The sequence below is a fragment of the Shewanella sp. SM55 genome (assembly GCF_025654025.1).
Classification (GTDB): Bacteria; Pseudomonadota; Gammaproteobacteria; order Enterobacterales; family Shewanellaceae; genus Shewanella; species Shewanella oncorhynchi.
This window is the reverse complement of sequence record NZ_JAKKRS010000004.1, coordinates 78,283-99,990: the sequence shown is the minus strand read 5'-3', so window position 1 is coordinate 99,990 and position 21,708 is coordinate 78,283. Positions and strand designations below refer to the sequence as shown.

The window sequence follows — 21,708 nt, the reverse complement described above, 5'->3', positions numbered from 1 at the left end:
GATGACTTTGCTTAAATGAGTGAAGCTCGTTAGACATAATCGTTAAGCCAGTTTCTTAATCAACTACTTACGACTATCGCCGCCAAAGTAGTAACTCACTCGCTCGCGCGGATTTAGATACTCGTGGACTTTTTCAGGAAGCGCCGCAGGTGGTAAGCAGCGCACTATGCTGATCCCTTCAATCTCTAAATCAACGATAGGCGCTTGGTCTTTAGGAACTAACGCATCGTAAACCAATATCTTAGGGCATAGCAGTTTAGTTAAGTTAACCGACATCACCATGGCATATTGACCGCTGGATAATTCCACCACACTGCCGGGGGGATAAATGCCCAGCATCTTGATCATCTTGCCAATATACTCTTGATTTAGCTTAGTTTTGTATTGCTTATACAAATGCCCCAGTGCGGCGTAGGGCATTCTGGCTTTGCCCTGTTGGCTTGGGTAACACAAGGAGTCATATTCGTTCACTACCGCAATCAGTTGCGATACCTTATCGAGAGCCTCTTCCTTTAGGCCTTTGGGATAACCACTGCCATCGAGAAACTCGTGGTGATTAGTGATTGCAGGTAAGGCTGCTTGGGGAAAATTATCGGCTAATTTGAGCAGTTCAATCCCAAGCAATGGATGCTGCTTGATAAAATTAAGCTCTGGTGCTGACCAAGGTGTCGATTTTTTTAGAATTTGTGGTGGGATTTTTAATTTACCCACGTCGTGGAACAGGGCACTGAGGCCGACCGTTTCGATTTCACTTCTATCCCATTCCATTTCTTTGGCGATCAGCATAGAGAGGATCGCAACATTCAAGGAGTGGTAGTAAATGCTTTCATCCTGCTTAGCATCACTCATCAAATGCAGCACTAAGTTATCTGAGTTGAGCAGCTGTTCGACTATGGTGTGGACCAAATCTTTGGCGTCATCGACCGCATTTAAGGGGCGATTACGTAGCTTAGAGATGAGGCTGCGCATCATGGCTACTGAGCGGGTAAAATTTTGCTCAGTTTTATTAATGTCACGGCGTAATTTTTTTTGTACTTCGATTTGCTCAGCCTTGTATTGATCCATGTCGTTTTTAAGCACATTGATTTCAGCACTTGGCGGCAATTTGATAGGGTTGACCGCATCAGCATGTATCGGGGCGACGTCGCTGCGTTCTAAATCGACGATGACATGTTCGATGCCCAGATTTTTAATCAACTCGATTTGCGCAGCTTGTTTAATATGAAAGCTACTGAATAAAAAGGGATGATCTTTCCAAGCCACGGGCAAACGCACAAAGTTGCCGACTTGAAGTTGATGGACTGAGACTTTACAGCTTTTTTTCATATTCTTGTTATCGTGAAGCGTAATGTGGGTTATTTTATCTCAATGATGCTGCTTTACAATTACTTAACTAACATGTCAGCATAGTAAGCCTAGAAAGTAGCCACTCCATTGAGGAAGTATGGACTTTATTGAAGTATACCCTAATGCGTTGCCGAATGACTTGTGTGACCGTCTCATTCTGGCATTTGAGCAACATGCTGGCGTTGTTGATGGACATACGGGCAATGGCGTCGATTTGGAGAAGAAGATCAGCCGCGATTTGACCTTAGATAGTTTCGTCGACCTGCAGCCCATCAGAAACGAACTCTTAGGTTATACCTTAAAGGGCGCGGTAGATTATTTCACAAAGTATTCAATGGCATTAATGGGGGCGGTGTCAGTGTCAGTGAGTGATGAGCAGGGCCAACCTGTAACGCTAACTCCGACTAATTTTGCGACGCTGGGTGCGCCTAGGGCCGATGGCTTAGTGAAGTATTTGTATCGCAGTGGCAGTATTAATATTCAAAAGTATCAGCAAAATAAAGGCGGTTATCCCCATTGGCATTCGGAGCAATTCCCGCAGAATGGCCACAATGAAGCTCTGCATCGCGTCGTGCTCTATATGTTTTATTTAAATGATGTGGAAGAGGGCGGCGAAACCGAATTTTATTATCAACAGCGTAAAATCTCCCCTAAAAAAGGCACTATGGTGATAGCGCCTGCGGGATTTACTCATTCACATCGGGGAAATAAACCTGTGAGTGGTGACAAATATATTGCCACTTCTTGGATCATGTTTAATCGAGCCGAACAGCTATATGCGGTGATTGCCTGATAGTATCCCAGTTTCTTACACTGGGATACGGATCCTAAAGAGCGCCCCTTCTAAGCGACTTTCTTCAATTTTTAAGCTGCCACCGTAGCTGTGAACGATTTCATCACAGACAGCTAATCCGATCCCTTGCCCTGGGGACTGGGTATCGGCACGCACACCACGTTGGATAATCTTCTGTCTTAAGCTTTCTTCAACACCTGGGCCATCATCTTCAACAATGAGTTCAAACTCACCTTGTGAGTTAATTTTAGCCGATACATGCACTTGGCTGATACACAGGCGGAAAGCATTTTCCATAAGGTTGCCACAAAGCTCCATTAAGTCGCCCTTGTTGCCGGGGAACATCAATGAGGGGGAGATGTTGGCTGAAAACTGCACTTGTTTTTCTCGATAAATTTTAAACAACATTTGTGCTAATTGATCGACTAAGGGCGCAATAACAGTTTGTTCTTGCTTCAGGCCTTGTCGGCCTAACATGGCCCGTTTTAATTGGTATTTGACCAGCTGATCCATTTGGCTGACTTGTTCCATGATCTTTTCGCTCGCCGATTGTTTACTCAAACTGGCGTCATCTGTAATGGCATGCACGGCGGCTAAGCGGGTTTTAAGACTGTGTGCCAAGTCATTCATCGCATTTTGATAGCGCTGTTGTTGGGCACTCGATTGTTGCAACATCTGGTTGAGTGCTTGCGTTACGCCTTCAAGTTCAACAGGATAGCCCTCAGAAAGTGATTTACTCTTACCTTGGTTAATTGATTGCAGTTCATTTTGCATCCGTACCAAGGGACGCATGCCCCAATAGGCGGCGCTGACCAATAGAATTAAGGCTAAGGCCAATACCATGGCTAAACGAATATAAGTACGTTTACTGAACTTACTGTATTCTTGCTCCAGTTTGGCGGCATCTTTCATTACAAGGAGGTTGTAATGCACACTGGCAATTTCTACCGCGAGCAAATAGACGAAATATCCTCTGTCGTCAGCCATGGTGAGGTAGTAGGGCGGGGAGTCGTTACGGATTTCGTTAAAACGCTCACAGGTATCAAATAAGCCACGATCTACTGCGAGGGATGAGGTCCAAACCTGCTTAAATTTGTCATCGCAACTCGCTATCACATAGCGCTCTTGTTTATTATTTTCTTCTAACCAAGCACTGGTATCGGGGATAAGATCGTGCTCCCGTAATTCGGCGGCGACTTGGGGAATTTCGGCAATGAGTTGGGCAGTTTCTTCGTTATAACTATTTTGCGCATGCAGAATATTAACCATCCATGCGAGACCAAAACCCACTAAGGTAATAATTGATAGCGAGGTGAGAAACATCCGTGTCAGCAGACGTTTCTTGAATTTTAATCTTAATTGCATGGCAGGTTAAATTTATATCCTTGGCCGCGGATGGTCACTATGGGGTTATCTATACCATCTCGGGTCAGTTTTTTACGCAGGCGGCTGACCATGACTTCAATCGTATTGGGATCGCCTTCCTTATCACCATAAATCACATCGAGTAAACGTTGCTTGGCGACAACCTCATGACAATGGCGCATCAAATATTCAAGGATTAAATATTCAAAGGCAGTGACCTCCATGACTTCGTCACCCAGAGTGACTTGTTTGGCGGCGAGATCGAGTTTCAATTCTCCACTGCAAATCACGGGTTTAACAAAACCTGCGCTACGGCGCACTAAGGCATCAAGCCTTGCGACAAGCTCTTCTTTTTGAAAGGGTTTCACTAAATAGTCATCGGCTCCGGCGTTAAGGCCTTCAACTTTATCCTGCCAATTAACTCGTGCCGTGAGAATTAATATCGGTGCTTTAAGACCCGCTTCACGGAGCTGTTGAATTAAGCTAATACCATCTTGATCGGGTAGCCCTAAATCGACAATGGCGACATCGATGGGATAATTAGTGGCTTGATAAAAACCTTCTTTGGCAGTCAGTGCCACTTGAACTTGATTGCCGAGATCGCTTAATTGCACTTTTAAGTGGTGGGATAAAATAGGATCGTCTTCAACAACCAAAATTCTCATAATATAATGCCTTAAAGTGTATGAGCTAAAGCTTTAGCAAACTAGTCTACGCAAAATCACACTGATAACCAAATAGAGGATCAGCATATCTTAGTTGAACTTAACCTTTGCTGACCGAGTTGAACTTGTGGTCAAAATAAGTACTAATTAATTGTTGAATAAGAAGGTTTTGCCGTTAAAGTGTTAGCGTATCGGGGAATTTCCCCAAGGCGATTTTTGTTTTCTGATCCGCAAAATGCCGTTGCCACACATAATCGCGCCTAAGGTAAATAACATCACCGCCATCATGATAAAAGACAATCTCAACCAAGGCATTTCTTGCGCTAATCGCAGATGTACCGCTTCAATGGTTGTGACGCCCCATACGGCAAAGACACTTATAAATAATAAAATTTGTAATAAACGAAGTAAGTAAACTGAGTTAAAAAATAAGACCAAAGGCGCAAGTGCAAAAGGAATAGCAAAGTTAATTTGTTCGTAACGTACGAAGTGGGCACTCAATAACCAGCATGCAATCAGGATCCAAAGACTTCTCCACCACATTTATACCCCTCCCATTAAGCGTATTAAAATAGTAAACATAATGTATCTAAAAACAAACTTCCGTACTATTGGTGCGTTCATATTTTGCTAACAATAGACATGTTAACTGTATTGCGTTCAAACAAAAACGCCCAACACTGAAGCTGGGCGTCATTTTGGTCTTTGTGAGGTTTAGTTCGATTTATCTAAATGATGAACTTGCTCATCAAAACTTCTAGCAACTTTACCCGCTTGAGTGTTGTTAAACACTTGCTCGTTAAATTCGCCCTCTGATTTAGCAATAATTACAGTTGCTACGCAATCACCAGTGACGTTTACAGCAGTACGTACCATGTCGAGTAAGCGATCGACACCGATAATCAGGGCAATCCCTTCCACTGGTAAGCCAACTTGATTTAACACCATGGCCAGCATGATAAGTCCGACACCTGGAACACCCGCGGTACCAATTGATGCTAACGTGGCTGTCACAACAACAACGGCATAATCGGTTAGTGAGAGCTCAATGCCAAAAACCTGCGCAATAAACACAGTGGCAACGCCTTGCATGATTGCTGTGCCATCCATATTAATGGTAGCGCCTAACGGTAGCGTAAAAGCGGCAATTTTATTATCGACACCTAATCTATGCTCAGACGCTTCTATGGTAATGGGTAAAGTGGCATTTGAACTGGCGGTTGAAAAAGCAAACAACTGCACATCGCGCATTTTACGAATGAATATTAAGGGGTTGAGGCCTGAGAAAAGTTTTAAAAGGATTGGATAAACGATAAACGCATGGACCAGTAATACACCTAAGACCACGAAGAAATATTGAACCACACTACCAAAGGTCTCTAAACCGAGTGTTAATGCAAGTTTTGCCATCAGCGCAAACACACCATAGGGCGCGAGTTGCATGATCAGTGTCACGACACGCATGATGACTTCATTTAAATCTTCAAACAACGCCGCAATACGTTTGCCGCGCTCACCAATATGGGCAATAGCAAAGCCAAAAATGACCGCAAAAATAATAATTTGCAGCATATTACCTTCGCTCAATGCCTGCATCGGATTAGTAGGCACTATGTTTATCAGCACATCAGCAAGACTTGGGGCTTCTTTTGCGACGTACTCCATTTTTTCTGACGCCAGTGAGGCGTTTCCTGGATGTATTAGGGCTGCGCTGACAATCGCAATCACTAAAGCAATGGCGGTCGTGAATAAATAGAAGGCGAGGGTTTTCCCCCCTAAGCGGCCTAATTTTGAAGGTTCACTCAGTGAGCAAGTTCCGCAAACTAATGAAATAAAGACTAAAGGAACGACTAACATTTTTAAGCTGGAGATGAAGATAGTACCGATAACATGCAAGAAACCTTCGGTAATATAATCTTTTACTATATCGCTTTCTGGAAAGGCATTGCGGAGAAAGAGGCCTAAAGCAATACCTGTTCCCATACCGATCAGAATTTTACTTGTAAGGCCGAGTTTATTTTTTATAGAAATTGCCATAGAGAGTCCTGTGTGTTTTTTATACATTCTATTTTTTGGCGCTCACAAGACTAGCAAGAAAATCGTGAAGATGAAATGACAATTAATGTTAAAGTATTTATCAGATTTGCGAAATAAAATAAGATAGTTATGGGAAAGTTGCGTGAAAATTGTGTAATGTTAGCCTATAAGTAATAAGCGTCTCGCTTAGGTATTATCATCAGAGTAACAGGGAGCCTGACAATGAAGTCAGCGTATAAGGTTTTTCTCGCAGGATTGTGTTCGCTTTTATTATCAGCATGTGGTGGTGGGGGCAGTATCTCTGATGATGGTTCCGGTACTCCGCCGACGCCAAGTGTCGTCACTGTCACTCTGAGTATTACTAATACGGATATTTCTGCTTTAGCACCTGCCACAGTATCAGCTAAAGTTGTTGATTCGAAACTCGGTTCCTTGGCTGGTGAATTAGTTACTTTTACTCTGAGTAATTCTAATATTGGGTCTTTTGATCCTAGTACGGCAACGGCATTAACGAATACCGAAGGTGTTGCTACTATTATTTTAAATACAGCAACTATTGCGGGTGCAGGTACTGTCACTGGCAAAGTTGATACTGGGGAGTCTGGGAAAATTGGTTTTGTGATGAAAGGTGATGGCGGTGAAGCGGGTGGAGGTGCACAAGTTAATTTAGCCTTAACTGATATTACAGGCTTACCTATTCAAACTATTACATCCTTAAATCCAGGTAAGTTAACTGCTACTATCACCGGCATTAATAAACCCACGATAGTGACCTTTGACAATGATATTGGGGACCTTCCTATCAAAACTGCTGTAACAAATAGTCAGGGAAAGGCTAGTGTTGATATTTATGCTGGTAATACGTTAGGTGCAGGAACTATCGTTGCCTCTTTAGCTAGTGGTGAAAAAGGTAATACAGTAGTGGTGGTTGGTGCTACAAATGTAGTCATGGGTAGTGGAAGTCCTTTTGTTGCTGGTAAAGCAAGTGTTAGTTCAAGTGATTTAACTGCAGGTGGCACCGCGACTATTTCTGTCGTTATCCAGGACGATCAAGGTAAGCCTTTTACCCAACCTGTGGATGTTAAGTTTTCATCGGCCTGTTCAACTAAATCATCACCAGAAGCCATAATAAGTTCACCCGTACCCTCTGTGAATGGCGTAGCTACAACGACTTACCTTGCAAAGGGCTGCGTTGGAGATGATCCTATTAATGTTACTGCTAACGCAGGTGGATTAAATCTTTCAGCTACGGGCACTATTAAAGTACTTCCTGCTAACGTGGGAAGCATTATATTTATGTCTGCGACACCGCAAAATATCGCCATTTTAGGTACAGGTGGCTCAGAATCTTCTGAAGTTAAATTTAAGGTACTTGACACAAATAGTAATCCGGTAAGTAACCAGTTAGTTAACTTTAGTTTGAACACTACGACGGGAGGCATAGTGCTTGACCCATCAAGTGCAACGACTAACAATCAAGGCATTGTTCAGACAGTTGTAAGAACAGGGACTGTTGCTACTTCGGTAAGAGTAACAGGCACTATTGCTGGCTCTTCGCCAGTTATTTCAAGTCAATCAAGTCAGCTCATCATCTCGACAGGGATACCCGATCAAGACAGTTTTTCACTTTCTGCAACAGTACTCAATGCTGAAGGTTGGAACGTTGATGGCACCAAAGTGACCGTTACTGCACGCCTAGCCGATGCATTCAATAACCCTGTTCCAGATGGCACAACAGTATCTTTTACCACTGAAGGTGGCTCTATTGAAGATGCTTGTCAGACTGTTAAAGGTACATGTAGTGTTGTTTGGACGAGTCAGTTAACTAGGCCTGAAGGGCAGTCTCTTATTGACGCAACAGGCGCATTAATTCGCAATCCTATTGCGACACTTGCGCCTAATTTAGGTAATTATTATGGCCAGAAATATGGTGGTCGAGCAACTATTACTGCTACTGCGATTGGCGAAGAATCCTTCCCAGATCTTAATGGCAATGGTCGCTTTGATTCTTCTGAAGCAACAGCATTTTTAACTCAAAAAGATGTAAGTGGTAAGCCATTTGATTTGGATGATGCTTTCAATGATTATAATGAAGATGGCATTTTTAATCCTCAGCAAGCGGGTGGACAAATTGGTGGGGAATTAGAAGAGTTAATTGATTTTAATTCTAATGGTGTTTTTGATATAAAAGATAGTAAATATAACGGTGTACTCTGCTCTGAGCCTGCACATGCTGCTTGTGCTGATGGTATTACAGATTCAAAATCACTATATGTGAGAGGCAGTTTAGTGATTGTCATGTCAGGAAGTACTGCTTATGCGACTCCGATTGCTGATGTGCTTATCGACGATAGTTACAGCATCAGCAAAGACCAACGTATTGACTTAATAGGTAAAGATGCCGCTACTGTTTATTTCACTATATCTGACTTACATAACCAACAAATGCCTGCTGGTAGTATTGTTAGATTTAAAGCAAGCGCAGGTTCTGTTGCTAGCAGTGCTCAATATATTTGGCCAAGTAGTAACTATAACGCGGGACGTGAGTTTAGTGTGACACTGAAAGGTGAAGAGCAACCTAATGCAGGTACTCTTATTGTTGAGGTTGAAACCCCTAATGGGTCAGTGACTCAGGTTCTATCTATTCCGATTAGAATCAGCTAGTTTTAAGGACCTTATCCAAATAAAAAGAGCATCTAAGGTGCTCTTTTCTATTGTAGGTCTGTCGAATTTTATAATGATGTAGTTCCAGCGTTAGGAATAATTCCTAACGCTGGAACTGATACACGCTGCCTAGTTTCATAATCTGTGTCAGTTCATCCAGAGCTGTTCGAGATTCGATGATTAGCTGAGGGTCTGCAAGATCTTGGGTGGTTAATCTGTCTCGATAATGTTTGTCTACCCAAAGGTTTAAACGAGTAAATAAAGCATCATTCATCAGAGTGTGTTGATTTACCGCTGCGACTTCCACTTCATTCATGGCGACACGTAAACGAAGACAAGCAGGACCGCCACCGTTTTGCATGCTTTGTTTTACGTCGAAATAAAGCACTTGCTTAATCGGCGTGTTTAACGTGAGTAATTCGTTCAAATAGGCAAATACCGCGGGATTTTCTTGGCAATCTGTTGGGGCAATAATCGCCATTTCACCGGATGGCAACGTAATAATTTGAGTATTGAATAAATAGCTTTTGACTGCGTCGTTAATTGCTACTTTCGCGGTTGGCACTTCAATGAAATACAGCTCAGTGTCGAGTTTACGTTTAATTTCATCGATCTTATTCTGGGTATTTAAGAAGGCTTGTTCGTGGTAGAACAGGACATTTTGATTACCTACTGCGATAACATCGTTATGGAATACACCTTGATCAATCACATCAGGATTCTGTTGGATGAAGACGCAATTATCGTCTTCCAGCTGATGTAAGCGTGCGACTGCCATCGACGCTTCTAAGGTTTGTCTTGCTGGATATTTTTGCGGTTTAGGTGCATTGGGATTAGTGGCTTCTTGTCCATAAACAAACAGCTCAACACCAGCATGGCCGTATTCATTGCAGAGACGAGTGTGGTTTGCGGCACCTTCATCACCGAAGCTATTATGCTCAGGTAAGTGACTATGGTGATGAAAATAGTGGGGATCACTGAAAGTTGCTGTTAATATGCGCCCCGTTGTCAAAGGCTCGATGCTGCGATGCAGTTTGTCGACTAAATTTGCTGGGGTGAAATGCAGTTTGCCGTCACGTGTATCTGCACTTGGTGAGACGGTAGCGGCATTGGCTGTCCACATACTGGAAGCACTGCAACAGGCATTAAGTAACATAGGCGCTTCTTTTGCCGCTTGTTTTAATACATTAGCATCAGAGCCGGAAAATCCAATTCGGCGCAATGTATAGAGATCTGGGCGCTCTTGAGGAGCTAATATTCCTTGAACCATGCCCATATCGGCTAGTGCTTTGGCTTTTTGGAGTCCTTGTTTTGCTGCAGCTTTGGGGTTGGAAACTAAGGCGGCATTGCTAAGTGAGGCTACATTGCCAAAAGACAACCCTGCGTAATTGTGTGTTGGTCCAACGAGTCCATCAAAATTCGCTTCAAAGTGCTTCATTGCTTATCCTTGTGATAGGGAAAGTTATTATTTGTTCATATGGTCCCTGAGGGAACCCAGTATACTGAAGCTTTTCGAGTGCACAAGCGGACGGTTTTGTGCTCAAAGCGACTTTTTCACGATAAATGCATAACTATTTCTTGCTTGCTGGCAAATAATGAAATATTAGTTTTTAATTACGCATATTATATTTTTACATTTTTTCAACTTTGATTAAAAAGTGACTCGCTGGTACATATAAAAGAGGGATTAACTTGAAACTATCAGTACAACCCTCTATATATGGTGCCAATTTCCACCTTCTTGAGATTTTTTGGCGCAAATTAAACTATGGGTAAATCGCTAGTTATTGTCGAATCACCGGCCAAAGCTAAGACTATTAATAAATATCTTGGCAAAGAATTCATCGTTAAATCGAGCGTAGGTCACATCCGTGATCTGCCGACATCATCGACTTCAGAAGGCAATGAAAAGGTTAAATCCGCTGCCGAAGTTAAGAAGATGTCGCCAGAAGAAAAAGCTCAATATAAAAAGGTGAAAGATCAGCAAGCGCTAGTGTCTCGTATGGGCGTAAACCCTGAAAAGGGCTGGGCGGCTAAGTACCAAATTTTGCCGGGTAAAGAAAAAGTCGTTAAAGAGTTACAGGCACTTGCCGATTCTGCTGACCAAATCTATCTCGCAACCGACTTAGACCGTGAGGGAGAAGCTATCGCCTGGCATTTGCAAGAGGTGATTGGTGGTGATCCTTCACGGTATCAACGTGTTGTTTTCAACGAAATTACTAAGTCTGCGATTCAAGATGCTTTTAGTAAACCGTCGACACTCGACACTAACATGGTTAATGCCCAACAAGCGCGCCGCTTCTTAGACAGAGTTGTCGGTTTTATGGTGTCGCCTCTGCTGTGGAAAAAAGTCGCTCGTGGTTTATCCGCTGGGCGAGTGCAGTCGGTTGCCGTGCGTTTAGTGGTCGAACGCGAAAGCGAAATCAAAGCCTTTGTGCCTGAAGAATTTTGGGATGTACACGCAGAGCTCAATACGCCCGCTCAAGAAGCTTTGCGGATGGAAGTGGTTAAGCATCTAGATGCTGCCTTTAATCCTATCAATGAACAGCAAGCGATGGCTGCGGTTCAAGCGTTATCTGCGGCAAGTTTTACTGTGCTGGCCCGCGAAGATAAAGCGACTCAAAGTAAACCATCGGCTCCTTTTATTACGTCGACACTGCAACAGGCCGCGAGTACACGTTTAGGTTTTGGTGTAAAGAAGACCATGATGATGGCGCAGCGACTTTACGAAGCTGGTCATATCACTTATATGCGTACCGACTCGACCAATTTGAGTCAAGAAGCCGTTGAAAACTTGCGCGATATGATTGCCAAAGAATTTGGTGATAAGTATCTACCCGCCGAACCGATTCGATACGGATCAAAAGAAGGCGCACAAGAAGCTCACGAAGCGATTCGCCCATCAAACGTTCAAGTGCAAGCAGCGACCTTATCTGACATGGAGCGTGATGCTCAGCGCTTATATGAGCTTATTTGGCGCCAGTTTGTCTCATGTCAAATGACACCTGCACAATATGATGCCACTAAGTTGACCGTAAAAGCGGGTGATTATGAGCTCAAAGCCACGGGACGTACCTTACGTTTTGATGGTTGGACTCGCGTACAAACAGCGCTTAAGAAGAAAAACGAAGAAGACAATACTTTACCATTCGTGGCACAGGGCGATGTATTAGCATTAAAAGAATTGCTGCCTAAACAACATTTTACTAAGCCGCCAGCACGATACAGCGAAGCTTCTTTAGTAAAAGAATTAGAAAAACGCGGCATTGGCCGCCCATCAACTTACGCAACCATCATTTCAACGATTCAAGATCGTGGTTATGTAAAAGTTGAGAATCGTCGTTTCTATGCCGAAAAAATGGGTGAAATTGTCAGCGAACGATTGGTGAGCAGTTTTGCTGATTTGATGAGCTATGACTTTACTGCCAGCATGGAGCAAACATTAGATGATGTGGCTCGGGGCGAGTTAGACTGGAAAAAAGTACTCGATGGTTTCTATGCTGACTTTACTAAGCAATTAGAAAAAGCGGAGCTGGATCCTGAAGAAGGTGGCATGCGTCTTAACCAAATGGTGATGACGGATATCAAGTGCCCAACCTGTGGTCGTCCTATGGGTATCCGCACGGGAACGACTGGCGTTTTCCTTGGTTGCTCTGGTTATGAATTGCCCCCTAAAGAACGCTGTAAGACGACGATGAACCTCACGCCTGGCGTTGAGGCGATTAGCGAAAACAGTGAAGATGCCGAAACAGATGCACTGCGTGCGAAGCACCGTTGTAGTATTTGCGGCACGGCAATGGACAGTTACCTGATCGATGAGAAGCGTAAGTTACACGTCTGCGGTAACAATCCAATCTGTGAAGGTTATGAAGTCGAAGAAGGCCAATTCAAGATCAAAGGCTATGAAGGTCCACTGATTGAGTGTGATCGCTGTGGTCACGATATGGAACTGAAAAATGGTCGTTTTGGTAAGTATTTTGGCTGTACCAATGAGGAGTGTAAGAATACCCGTAAATTACTGAAAAATGGTGAGGCGGCGCCGCCAAAAGAAGATCCTATTTATTTACCTGAACTGAAATGCAGTAAATCGGATGCCCATTTCGTATTACGTGATGGTGCGGCGGGTATCTTCTTAGCGGCTAGTACTTTTCCTAAATCACGTGAAACCCGTGCGCCTTTGGTTGAGGAACTGGTTCAATACCGTGAGCTGCTATGGCCTAAGTATCAGTATTTAGCGGATGCGCCAGTCACTGATGATGAAGGCAATAAGGCTGCGGTGAAGTTTAGCCGTAAGACGAAAGAGCAATACGTTGCGACTGAAGTCGATGGCAAAGCCACGGGTTGGTCTGCGCATTACGTCAATGGGAAGTGGGTGAGTGAATCTACCAAGAAGGCCAAGAAAGGCGCATAGCGACGGATTAAGCTAGCTTAACGCTAAGAGAACAACAAAAAAGCCAAGTCAGATATGACTTGGCTTTTTGTTTGCATTTTCGATATCAATTTGTTGCTATAGATAATAATTCAAACATGTTGAGTACTTTACACTTACTGAGTACTTTACACTTACAGATACAAACTGACTCACAATGACGCGGTAGCATGAGTGGCAAATGTGTCGCTAATTCAACTTAACGGTAAGCAAATAGAGACTGATCACCATTTCTTTTTAGGTTGAAACAGCATATCGATATCATCTTCTTCATTTTTAGGTCTAGGCGCACTGGGCTCAGATTGTTTCTGTGCCCCCATAATTTCATCAAGTAATTGTTTAGCCTCATCGACTTTACGCCCAATGAAGGGATCATTAGGCGTTTGTGCCTTAATGGCGTGTAATGTTGATAGGGCTTTGGTTACCATTTGTTTTGATGAGCCATATTGCTTCATAAAACTGGCCGCGCGGGCACGAGAAAGCATAGAATCGACATTAATTCTGAGCTGTAAACTGTCGATGCGGCTTTCTTCTTGAGCAAAAATGCTCGGATCGACTTTACCTTTATTATGCTCGGCTCTGAGTATCGCCTTTAATTTTTTTAAGGTTTGAACAAGCGCTAAAATTTGTTTGTCATTATCGGGTAGTCTGAAATTCTCAATTGGAGGAGTTTGAGGTTGTCCAGACTGTAAGCTTGTTATTTGATTATTAATATCGGCTAAGCGACGTTGGTAGTCAGACTGTTGTTGGCCATTACTGATCGCTGTTGCAGACTGCAAGGCATCTTGTACACGCCGGTACAAAACCAATACTATATTCGTGCTACAAGGCATCATTCCTGTGTTTGATAACACAGTTTCAGTTTCATCGATAATTGCTCTTTGACGGGCAAATTCAATGCGACGCTCAGCCTCTACACGTTCTTTTTGTTGCTGTAATACGTTAATTCCGATAACAAGCAGTAAAAGCGCACCGATGAGGATCAGAACCAAGGTGAATGACATAGATGTTCCATTATTTATCCAATTGAGCTAATGCTACAATAAATCAATAAACTAGCATAGTTATCTTAGCCTAGGTTATCATTTCTGTCGTATGAATCTGTAGACTTGTGCTCTATATTCCTATTTGCTTTAATTTTTACTATATACTATAACGATTGATTATAGCTGAGAGTGCTTTGAGGGCTCAGTTGTTAATGGCATTTTGCGTGTTTGAGACAAGGAAATAAGATGAAACTGCAACAACTCAGGTATATTGCTGAGGTCGTAAAACATAACCTCAATGTATCGGCGACAGCTGAAAACTTGTATACCTCTCAACCTGGGATCAGTAAACAAGTTCGTATGCTTGAAGATGAGTTGGGGATCCAAATATTTGGTCGTAGCGGTAAGCATTTAACCCATGTCACACCTGCGGGTTTGCAAGTGATCAGCATTGCCAATGATATTTTAGGTAAAGTTGAAAGTATCAAAAAAGTGTCTGAAGAATATACTAAGCCAGATCAAGGTGAGTTAAATATTTCCACAACAGATACTCAGGCACGCTATGCATTACCGACGATAATTCGTCAGTTTATTGATCGCTATCCTAAAGTGAACTTGCATATGCACCAAGGGACACCGTCGCAGATCAGCGAACAGGCGGCTCGCGGTGATGCAGATTTTGCCATTGCGACCGAAGCAATGCATTTATATTCAGATCTGATCATGTTGCCTTGTTACCACTGGAACCGCTCTATCGTTGTGCCCAAAGACCATCCTCTTGCGACCCGCAATCAAGGCAGCTTGATTAGTATCGAAGATTTAGCCCGTTTCCCCTTAGTGACCTATGTCTTTGGTTTTGACCGTGCTTCTGAAATTGAGAAAGCGTTCAATCGGGCCAATTTAGAGCCGCGTGTTGTCTTTAGTGCGACCAGTGCCGACGTGCTTAAAACCTATGTTCGTTTAGGATTAGGCGTGGGGGTCATCGCGTCTATGGCCATTGATCCAAATGTTGATAAAGATTTAGTCGCTATTGATGCTGGTCATTTGTTTGCCCACAGTACGACTAAAATTGGTTTTAGGAAGGGCAGTTTCTTGCGCAGTTATATGTATGATTTTATTCAGCACTTTGCGCCGCATTTAACCCGTGATGTGGTGGAGAAAGCCGTAGCATTACGGGATCAACAGCTCATAGATGAAATGTTTGCCGATAAAAATCTGCCAATGCGTTAACTTGGATGATTTACAAACATAAAAATGCCGCTAATAAAAGCGGCATTTTTTATGGGTTTAGCGATTAAGATAAATCGACTTTATCCATCTCGAGTTGCGCAAGGGCAATAACTGCTTGAGTGCGGTTGCGAACGCCAAGTTTTCTAAATATGGCAGTCGCGTGCGCCTTGATGGTCGCCTCAGACACGCCAAGATCGTAGGCTATTTGTTTATTTAATAAACCTTCGGCAAACATCTGCAACACTTTATATTGTTGCGGCGTGAGATCGGATAACTTGTTGGCCATTTTATCAATGGCATCGTCATTGATAGCAATAATCTCAGTGCCTTTAGGCAACCAAATATCACCGAATAACACCGCACTTAGCGCCTCTTTTAGGGTTTCCATTGAAGCTGATTTAGGGATAAAACCACTGCTGCCATAATGAATCGCACGGCTAATGGTATTGATATCCTCGTGGGCTGAAATCACCACAACGGGTAACTCAGGATAATGTGAGCGTAGGTGGATAAGCGTGGAGTAGCCGTGGGACCCGGGCATCTGCAGATCTAACAGTACAAGATCGTAATCGACGCTTCGAACATCCAATACAGATTGCAGTGCGTCAGCACTGTCGGCTTCAAACCACTGTGCATGCTCGAAAGCGCTGGTCAGTGCTTGACGTAGTGCATTTCTGAACAATGGATGATCGTCTGCGATAATAATATTTAAGTTTTCTAGCTTCATGGCTTTTATGATTATGTTCGGTGCGCGTGAAGATTGAACTCAATGTAACAGAAAAGTAATCAAGGATCCTATTGCTTTATTCAGGAATAAGGACAAAATTTTGATATGTTTCTGGTTGTTAGACTTTGGTCGGTGTTTTACGGGGAAAAAGATGGACCGTATGGTTTCAATTGAAAGCCCGAAAGTACGGGCTAACCTATACTTTAAAATCGTCTAAAAACTACCCATATGTCCACACTTTTGTAGGATTTCGTTGTTCGTCAACCGCAACAAAGGTGAAGACACCACGTATGGCATGCTCTCGATGGTCTTGATACATGTCTTCGACATAGATGTTGACTTCAACTTTTAATGACGTATTACCTACATGGATTACACGAGCGATGAGTTCGGCTAGTGTGCCTGCTGGGATAGGCTTTTTAAAATCAATTCTATCGGAACTCACTGTGACTAAGGTTTTACGGCAGAAACGAGTTGCCGCAATAAAGGCTGTTTCATCCATCCACGCTAAAGCTTCGCCACCAAATAACGTATTGTGATGGTTGGTGATAGAGGGGAATACTGCTTTAATCACACGCGCTTCTGAGGAATCAATTCGAGTTTGAATTGCGTCAGAAAAGGGTGTTTCAGCGGCTTCGATTCGTGAGGTATTTTCGGTGTTTGGAGAAATGGGCGTAAGCGACATACAGCAACCTAAGGTAATGCAGCAAAATAAGCTCGAATTATAAAGATTTATGGTGGTTAAAGATAGAAAACTACAGGCTTTAAGGCGCAGTAGGCATATGACTGAGGATAATGTCATGCTTCCAATAAAAAACCGAAATGAGATCGGTTTTTTATTGGACGATTTATTTTACTTCAGATTTATTTGGTTAACAGTGCTTTTCTTTCGCGGGAAGCCGCTGCGAGCTTACGTAGCAGAATTTCAGAGTCGTCCCAATGTAAGCAGGCGTCTGTGATACTTTGGCCATAACATAGTGGCTGGCCTTCAACGACTTTTTGATTACCTTCTTGTAAGAAGCTTTCAGCCATAATACCTGCGATGGCAGTGCTGCCAGCACGCATTTGAGTCATAATTTCATCGGCGACCATCAGCTGTTTGAGATGGTTCTTCTCACTGTTTCCGTGGCTGAAATCGATAACCATACGTTGAGTTACCCCAACAGATGCAAGCTGTTGACGCGCTTCTTCGATATCTTGTGCGTGATAATTAGGTTTTTTGCCACCACGTAGGATGATATGGCCAAACGGGTTGCCGTGGGTGCGATAGACCGCCATAGCGCCATCTTTATCCGGTGAATAGAAAACATGTGGCACTTGTGCGGCACGCACTGCATCAACGGCAATATTGATGTTCCCATCAGTACCATTTTTAAAACCAACGGGGCAAGACAGTGCCGAAGCCATTTCACGGTGGACTTGGCTTTCCGTAGTACGCGCACCAATAGCACCCCAAGTGATGAGATCCGCTATGTACTGACCGTTCACCATATCTAAAAATTCGGTGGCGATAGGCAATTTTAATTCAGTGATTTGTTGCAGCAATTCGCGGGCAATGCGTAAACCTTTGTTTGGTTCGAAACTGCCATCGAGATCGGGATCAGAAATTAATCCTTTCCAACCGACAATTGTGCGGGGTTTTTCAAAATAGACGCGCATTAAGATACACAAGTCATCTTTCAATTCTTGGTGTAACGCGGCTAAGCGTTGAGCATAATCTAATGCCGCTTTAGTATCGTGGATTGAACATGGGCCTATGATCACTAATAGACGTTGGTCTTCACCCATAATGATGGCTTCGACTTCACGACGTTGCTGAACCAGATAATCGGCTGCATCTTGAGTTAATGGGAACTCAGATGCCAGTTGCGCAGGTGAGATGACTTTTGCTAATAAGGAAGTGCGTAGTTCGTCTGTTTTTATGGTCATTCAAAATACCGAGCTTGCGTGCGGCGCTTTTCGCCAGATTGCCTCGGATTATAACGAATCGAACCGAGTTGCACAGTGCCAATTGCGTTAATTGTCGGCAACTGTGCAATGAATTTGATTTAAGTTAGTTTCTTTTAGACTAAATTCACTCGGTTTCTTTTGCTGATTTTGGCTTATTAGGCTTAGAACATATGCCGTTCTAGGCCCGTGACATCTAATATTTTAGTGGCAATTTCTTCCACGGAATGATTAGTGGTGTCTATGTAAGGAATGCGTTCGCGTTTAAACAGCATTTCCACTTCTTTGACTTCTAAGCGGCACTGTTTGAGCGATGAATAGCGGCTATTCTCCATTCGACTCTGACGGATTTCATGTAAACGCACGGGATCAATCGTTAAACCAAACAGTTTTTTCTTATTGCGTTTCAGCGCTTCAGGTAACTTAAGGTTATCCATATCATCTTCGGTGAAAGGGTAGTTTGCCGCTTTTATACCGAACTGCATTGATAAATACAGGCTCGATGGCGTTTTGCCACAGCGAGAGACCCCAAGTAAAACCAGATCGGCTTGATCCATATGTTTCATGGTCTGGCCATCATCGTTATCCATGGCGAAATTAATGGCATCAATACGCGCTTCATAGCCGTGATTCGCTTTTCCATGGGTTCTATGTACAACTGGAGAGGCAGAAACACCTAAATGTTGTTCGAGTGGGGCCACAAAAGTATTCAAAAAATCATAATCAACCCCTTCACTCGAGTAGATGATGTCGCGGATCTCGGCTTTTACGATGGAATGGAATACTAACGGCCGCTCACCTGTTGTAATAAAACAATCATTAATTTGTCGCTTAACTTGCTCCGCTTTCGTCAGAGTTTCGACAAATGGAATCGTAAGTGACTCAAATTCTAATGGAAATTGCGAGAGAACCGCATGACCAAAAACTTCAGCTGTGATCGCTGTCCCGTCGGAGATATAGAATACTTTTGGTGCCATACTGACCTCTTGTAGTAATAAAATTACAAATAAAATTATAGATTTACGCGTGTTCGACAGGAGTGTAAAATGCCGCTGCCCTCGTGTGAAGGGGCCACTGAAATAAACTTGCGGAGATAGAACTGTGCAGCAATACGTACTCTGGTATCAAGAATTAGGCATGGGTGACGTCAACTTGGTTGGCGGTAAAAATGCTTCTCTAGGCGAGATGATCAGCAATCTGGCCAATGCCGGTGTTCAAGTACCTGGCGGATTTGCGACAACTTCCCATGCGTTCAACGAGTTCCTTGAACAAAGCGGAGTTAACCAGAAGATTTATGACATTCTAGCCACACTGGATGTAGATGATGTCAATGCGCTGGCTAAAGTAGGTGCACAGATCAGACAGTGGGTTATCGACACTCCATTTCAACCAGCATTAGAGCAAGCGATTCGTGAAGCTTACGATAAACTTGCCGCTGAAACTAGCGAAGCGTCATTCGCGGTACGTTCTTCTGCAACAGCTGAAGATATGCCAGATGCCTCTTTTGCGGGTCAGCAAGAAACTTTCTTAAACGTAAAAGGATTTGAATCCGTACTGACAGCGATCAAGCATGTGTACGCTTCACTCTTTAACGATCGCGCTATTTCCTACCGTGTGCATCAAGGTTATGAGCACCACGGTGTTGCCTTGTCTGCTGGCGTACAACGCATGGTTCGTTCAGATAAAGCGGCTTCAGGTGTGATGTTCACTATGGACACTGAATCTGGCAATAACGATGTGGTGTTTATCACTTCATCTTTTGGTCTGGGTGAAATGGTTGTTCAAGGCGCGGTAAACCCAGATGAATTTTATGTTCATAAACCTATTTTAGCCTTAGGTCACAAGGCTGTTGTGCGCCGTAATATCGGTAGCAAGCTCATCCAAATGGTGTATTCAGATGATGCTGCTCACGGCAAACAAGTCAAAATTGAAGACGTGACTGCTGACAAACGTCGTCAATTCTCTATCAATGACGCTGAAGTTGAAGAATTAGCCAAACAAGCCATGGTGATCGAAAAACATTACGGCCGTCCAATGGACATCGAATGGGCAAAAGACGGCAATGATGGCAAATTGTATATCGTTCAAGCGCGTCCAGAAACGGTTCGTAGCCGTGAAGATGTGCAATTGATTGAACGTTATCACTTAAAGAGCCGTGGCGCTGTGATCTGTGAAGGTCGCGCTATCGGTCATAAAGTGGGTACTGGTGTAGCCAAAGTATTAACCTCAATCGCCGATATGGATCAAATCCAACCTGGTGATGTGTTAGTGACAGACATGACAGATCCTGATTGGGAACCTATCATGAAGCGCGCAAGTGCTATCGTCACAAACCGTGGCGGTCGTACCTGTCATGCGGCAATTATCGCCCGCGAATTAGGTGTGCCAGCGGTGGTGGGTTGTGGTGACGTGACTGACCGTATCAAGAATGGTCAAATCGTGACTGTTTCTTGCGCCGAAGGTGACACTGGCTTTATCTACGAAGGTAAACAAGAGTTTGAAGTGATTTCAAACCGTGTTGACTCTCTGCCTGCATTGCCAATGAAAATCATGATGAACGTGGGGAACCCTGATCGTGCATTTGATTTTGCTCGTTTGCCAAACGAAGGTGTGGGTCTAGCGCGTTTAGAATTCATCATCAACCGTATGATCGGCATCCATCCAAAGGCACTGCTCGAATTCAATCAACAGGATGCAGCGTTGCAAACTGAAATCAACGAAATGATTGCTGGTTATGAATCACCTGTTGAGTTCTATATTGCCCGTCTGGTTGAAGGTATTGCGACTATCGGTTCAGCTTTCTATCCAAAGAAAGTGATCGTACGTATGTCAGACTTTAAGTCTAACGAATACGCAAACTTGGTTGGTGGTGACAGATACGAGCCGGAAGAAGAGAACCCAATGCTGGGCTTCCGCGGTGCGAGCCGTTATATCTCTGAATCCTTCCGTGACTGTTTTGCCCTTGAGTGTGAAGCGATCAAACGCGTTCGTAATGACATGGGTCTGAAAAACGTTGAAGTCATGATCCCATTCGTTCGCACAGTGAAAGAAGCTGAGCAAGTGGTCGGCCTGCTCAAAGAGCAAGGTTTAGAGCGCGGTAAAGACGGTTTACGTGTCATCATGATGTGTGAAGTGCCTTCAAACGCCCTGTTAGCAGACCAATTCCTTGAGCATTTCGATGGCTTCTCTATCGGCTCAAACGATTTAACTCAGCTGACACTCGGCCTTGACCGTGACTCAGGTATCATTAGCCATTTATTCGATGAGCGTGATGAAGCCGTTAAAATGCTACTTTCATTAGCCATTAAAGCGGCTAAAGCGAAGGGCGCTTACATAGGTATTTGTGGTCAAGGTCCTTCAGATCACGCTGATTTTGCCGCTTGGTTGGTAGAACAAGGCATAGATACAGTGTCATTAAACCCTGATACTGTGATTGATACTTGGTTGTATTTAGCCGAAGCGCACGGTTGATCTAGATAGTAATTTTATAAACTTGTTAAAAAAGCCGCTTTTTAGCG

16 protein-coding genes are annotated in these 21,708 nt (G+C 43.5%); 5 read left to right on the top strand and 11 right to left on the bottom strand.

Annotation, left to right across the window (positions count from 1 at the left end):
- Positions 1 to 63: 63 nt before the first annotated feature.
- Complete coding sequence (locus L5L91_RS07570) at positions 64 to 1,326, bottom strand: HD-GYP domain-containing protein (protein WP_028759711.1); 1,263 nt, start codon at positions 1,324 to 1,326, stop codon at positions 64 to 66.
- Between the two features lie 118 nt (positions 1,327 to 1,444).
- Between L5L91_RS07570 and L5L91_RS07565 the strand changes: the two genes are divergently transcribed.
- Complete coding sequence (locus tag L5L91_RS07565) at positions 1,445 to 2,140, top strand: 2OG-Fe(II) oxygenase (RefSeq protein ID WP_168825391.1); 696 nt, start codon at positions 1,445 to 1,447, stop codon at positions 2,138 to 2,140.
- A gap of 15 nt (positions 2,141 to 2,155) precedes the next feature.
- Here L5L91_RS07565 and L5L91_RS07560 read toward each other — a convergent pair whose 3' ends face one another.
- From L5L91_RS07560 to L5L91_RS07545, 4 genes are all read right to left on the bottom strand, one after another.
- Complete coding sequence (locus L5L91_RS07560) at positions 2,156 to 3,505, bottom strand: sensor histidine kinase (RefSeq protein ID WP_028759713.1); 1,350 nt, start codon at positions 3,503 to 3,505, stop codon at positions 2,156 to 2,158.
- Positions 3,496 to 4,170: a response regulator gene (locus L5L91_RS07555; protein WP_028759714.1), complete on the bottom strand. Its 675-nt coding sequence runs from the start codon at positions 4,168 to 4,170 to the stop codon at positions 3,496 to 3,498. The genes L5L91_RS07560 and L5L91_RS07555 overlap by 10 nt, the downstream gene beginning before the upstream one ends.
- 183 nt (positions 4,171 to 4,353) lie before the next feature.
- Positions 4,354 to 4,713 (bottom strand): hypothetical protein, encoded by a 360-nt coding sequence (locus L5L91_RS07550; RefSeq protein WP_028759715.1) that lies wholly within the window; start codon positions 4,711 to 4,713, stop codon positions 4,354 to 4,356.
- A gap of 171 nt (positions 4,714 to 4,884) precedes the next feature.
- Positions 4,885 to 6,207, bottom strand: a complete 1,323-nt coding sequence (locus tag L5L91_RS07545; protein ID WP_028759716.1) for a dicarboxylate/amino acid:cation symporter — start codon at positions 6,205 to 6,207, stop codon at positions 4,885 to 4,887.
- A gap of 222 nt (positions 6,208 to 6,429) precedes the next feature.
- On the opposite strand from L5L91_RS07545, the gene L5L91_RS07540 reads away from it, so the two are divergent.
- The gene (locus tag L5L91_RS07540) at positions 6,430 to 8,871 is read left to right on the top strand and encodes a hypothetical protein (protein WP_173244480.1); all 2,442 of its coding nucleotides are present in this window, start codon (positions 6,430 to 6,432) and stop codon (positions 8,869 to 8,871) included.
- A gap of 103 nt (positions 8,872 to 8,974) precedes the next feature.
- Here L5L91_RS07540 and astB read toward each other — a convergent pair whose 3' ends face one another.
- Positions 8,975 to 10,309: an N-succinylarginine dihydrolase gene (astB, locus tag L5L91_RS07535; protein ID WP_173244483.1), complete on the bottom strand. Its 1,335-nt coding sequence runs from the start codon at positions 10,307 to 10,309 to the stop codon at positions 8,975 to 8,977.
- A 330-nt stretch (positions 10,310 to 10,639) separates the two neighbouring features.
- Between astB and topA the strand changes: the two genes are divergently transcribed.
- Positions 10,640 to 13,282 carry a type I DNA topoisomerase gene (topA, locus tag L5L91_RS07530; RefSeq protein WP_173244486.1) on the top strand — a complete coding sequence of 881 codons (2,643 nt, stop codon included), beginning with the start codon at positions 10,640 to 10,642 and terminating at the stop codon, positions 13,280 to 13,282.
- Positions 13,283 to 13,524: 242 nt separating this feature from the next.
- On the opposite strand, the gene zomB is transcribed toward topA, so the two are convergent.
- Positions 13,525 to 14,304 (bottom strand): flagellar motor control protein ZomB, encoded by a 780-nt coding sequence (zomB, locus tag L5L91_RS07525; RefSeq protein WP_028759720.1) that lies wholly within the window; start codon positions 14,302 to 14,304, stop codon positions 13,525 to 13,527.
- 228 nt (positions 14,305 to 14,532) lie between these two features.
- On the opposite strand from zomB, the gene cysB reads away from it, so the two are divergent.
- Entirely contained in the window at positions 14,533 to 15,516 is a 984-nt protein-coding gene (cysB, locus tag L5L91_RS07520; RefSeq protein WP_028759721.1) for an HTH-type transcriptional regulator CysB, read from the top strand.
- 64 nt (positions 15,517 to 15,580) lie between these two features.
- Here cysB and L5L91_RS07515 read toward each other — a convergent pair whose 3' ends face one another.
- From L5L91_RS07515 to L5L91_RS07500, 4 genes are all read right to left on the bottom strand, one after another.
- A complete protein-coding gene (locus L5L91_RS07515) occupies positions 15,581 to 16,243 on the bottom strand; it encodes a response regulator transcription factor (RefSeq protein WP_263195972.1) in 663 nt (220 codons plus the stop codon).
- Between the two features lie 220 nt (positions 16,244 to 16,463).
- Positions 16,464 to 16,928: an acyl-CoA thioesterase gene (locus L5L91_RS07510; protein WP_173244489.1), complete on the bottom strand. Its 465-nt coding sequence runs from the start codon at positions 16,926 to 16,928 to the stop codon at positions 16,464 to 16,466.
- 179 nt (positions 16,929 to 17,107) lie between these two features.
- Positions 17,108 to 18,172, bottom strand: coding sequence for a 3-deoxy-7-phosphoheptulonate synthase (locus L5L91_RS07505; RefSeq protein WP_028759724.1), 1,065 nt, complete (start codon positions 18,170 to 18,172; stop codon positions 17,108 to 17,110).
- Between the two features lie 182 nt (positions 18,173 to 18,354).
- Positions 18,355 to 19,167: a pyruvate, water dikinase regulatory protein gene (locus L5L91_RS07500; protein WP_028759725.1), complete on the bottom strand. Its 813-nt coding sequence runs from the start codon at positions 19,165 to 19,167 to the stop codon at positions 18,355 to 18,357.
- A 124-nt stretch (positions 19,168 to 19,291) separates the two neighbouring features.
- On the opposite strand from L5L91_RS07500, the gene ppsA reads away from it, so the two are divergent.
- Entirely contained in the window at positions 19,292 to 21,661 is a 2,370-nt protein-coding gene (ppsA, locus tag L5L91_RS07495) for a phosphoenolpyruvate synthase (protein WP_028759726.1), read from the top strand.
- The last annotated feature ends 47 nt before the right edge of the window (positions 21,662 to 21,708 follow it).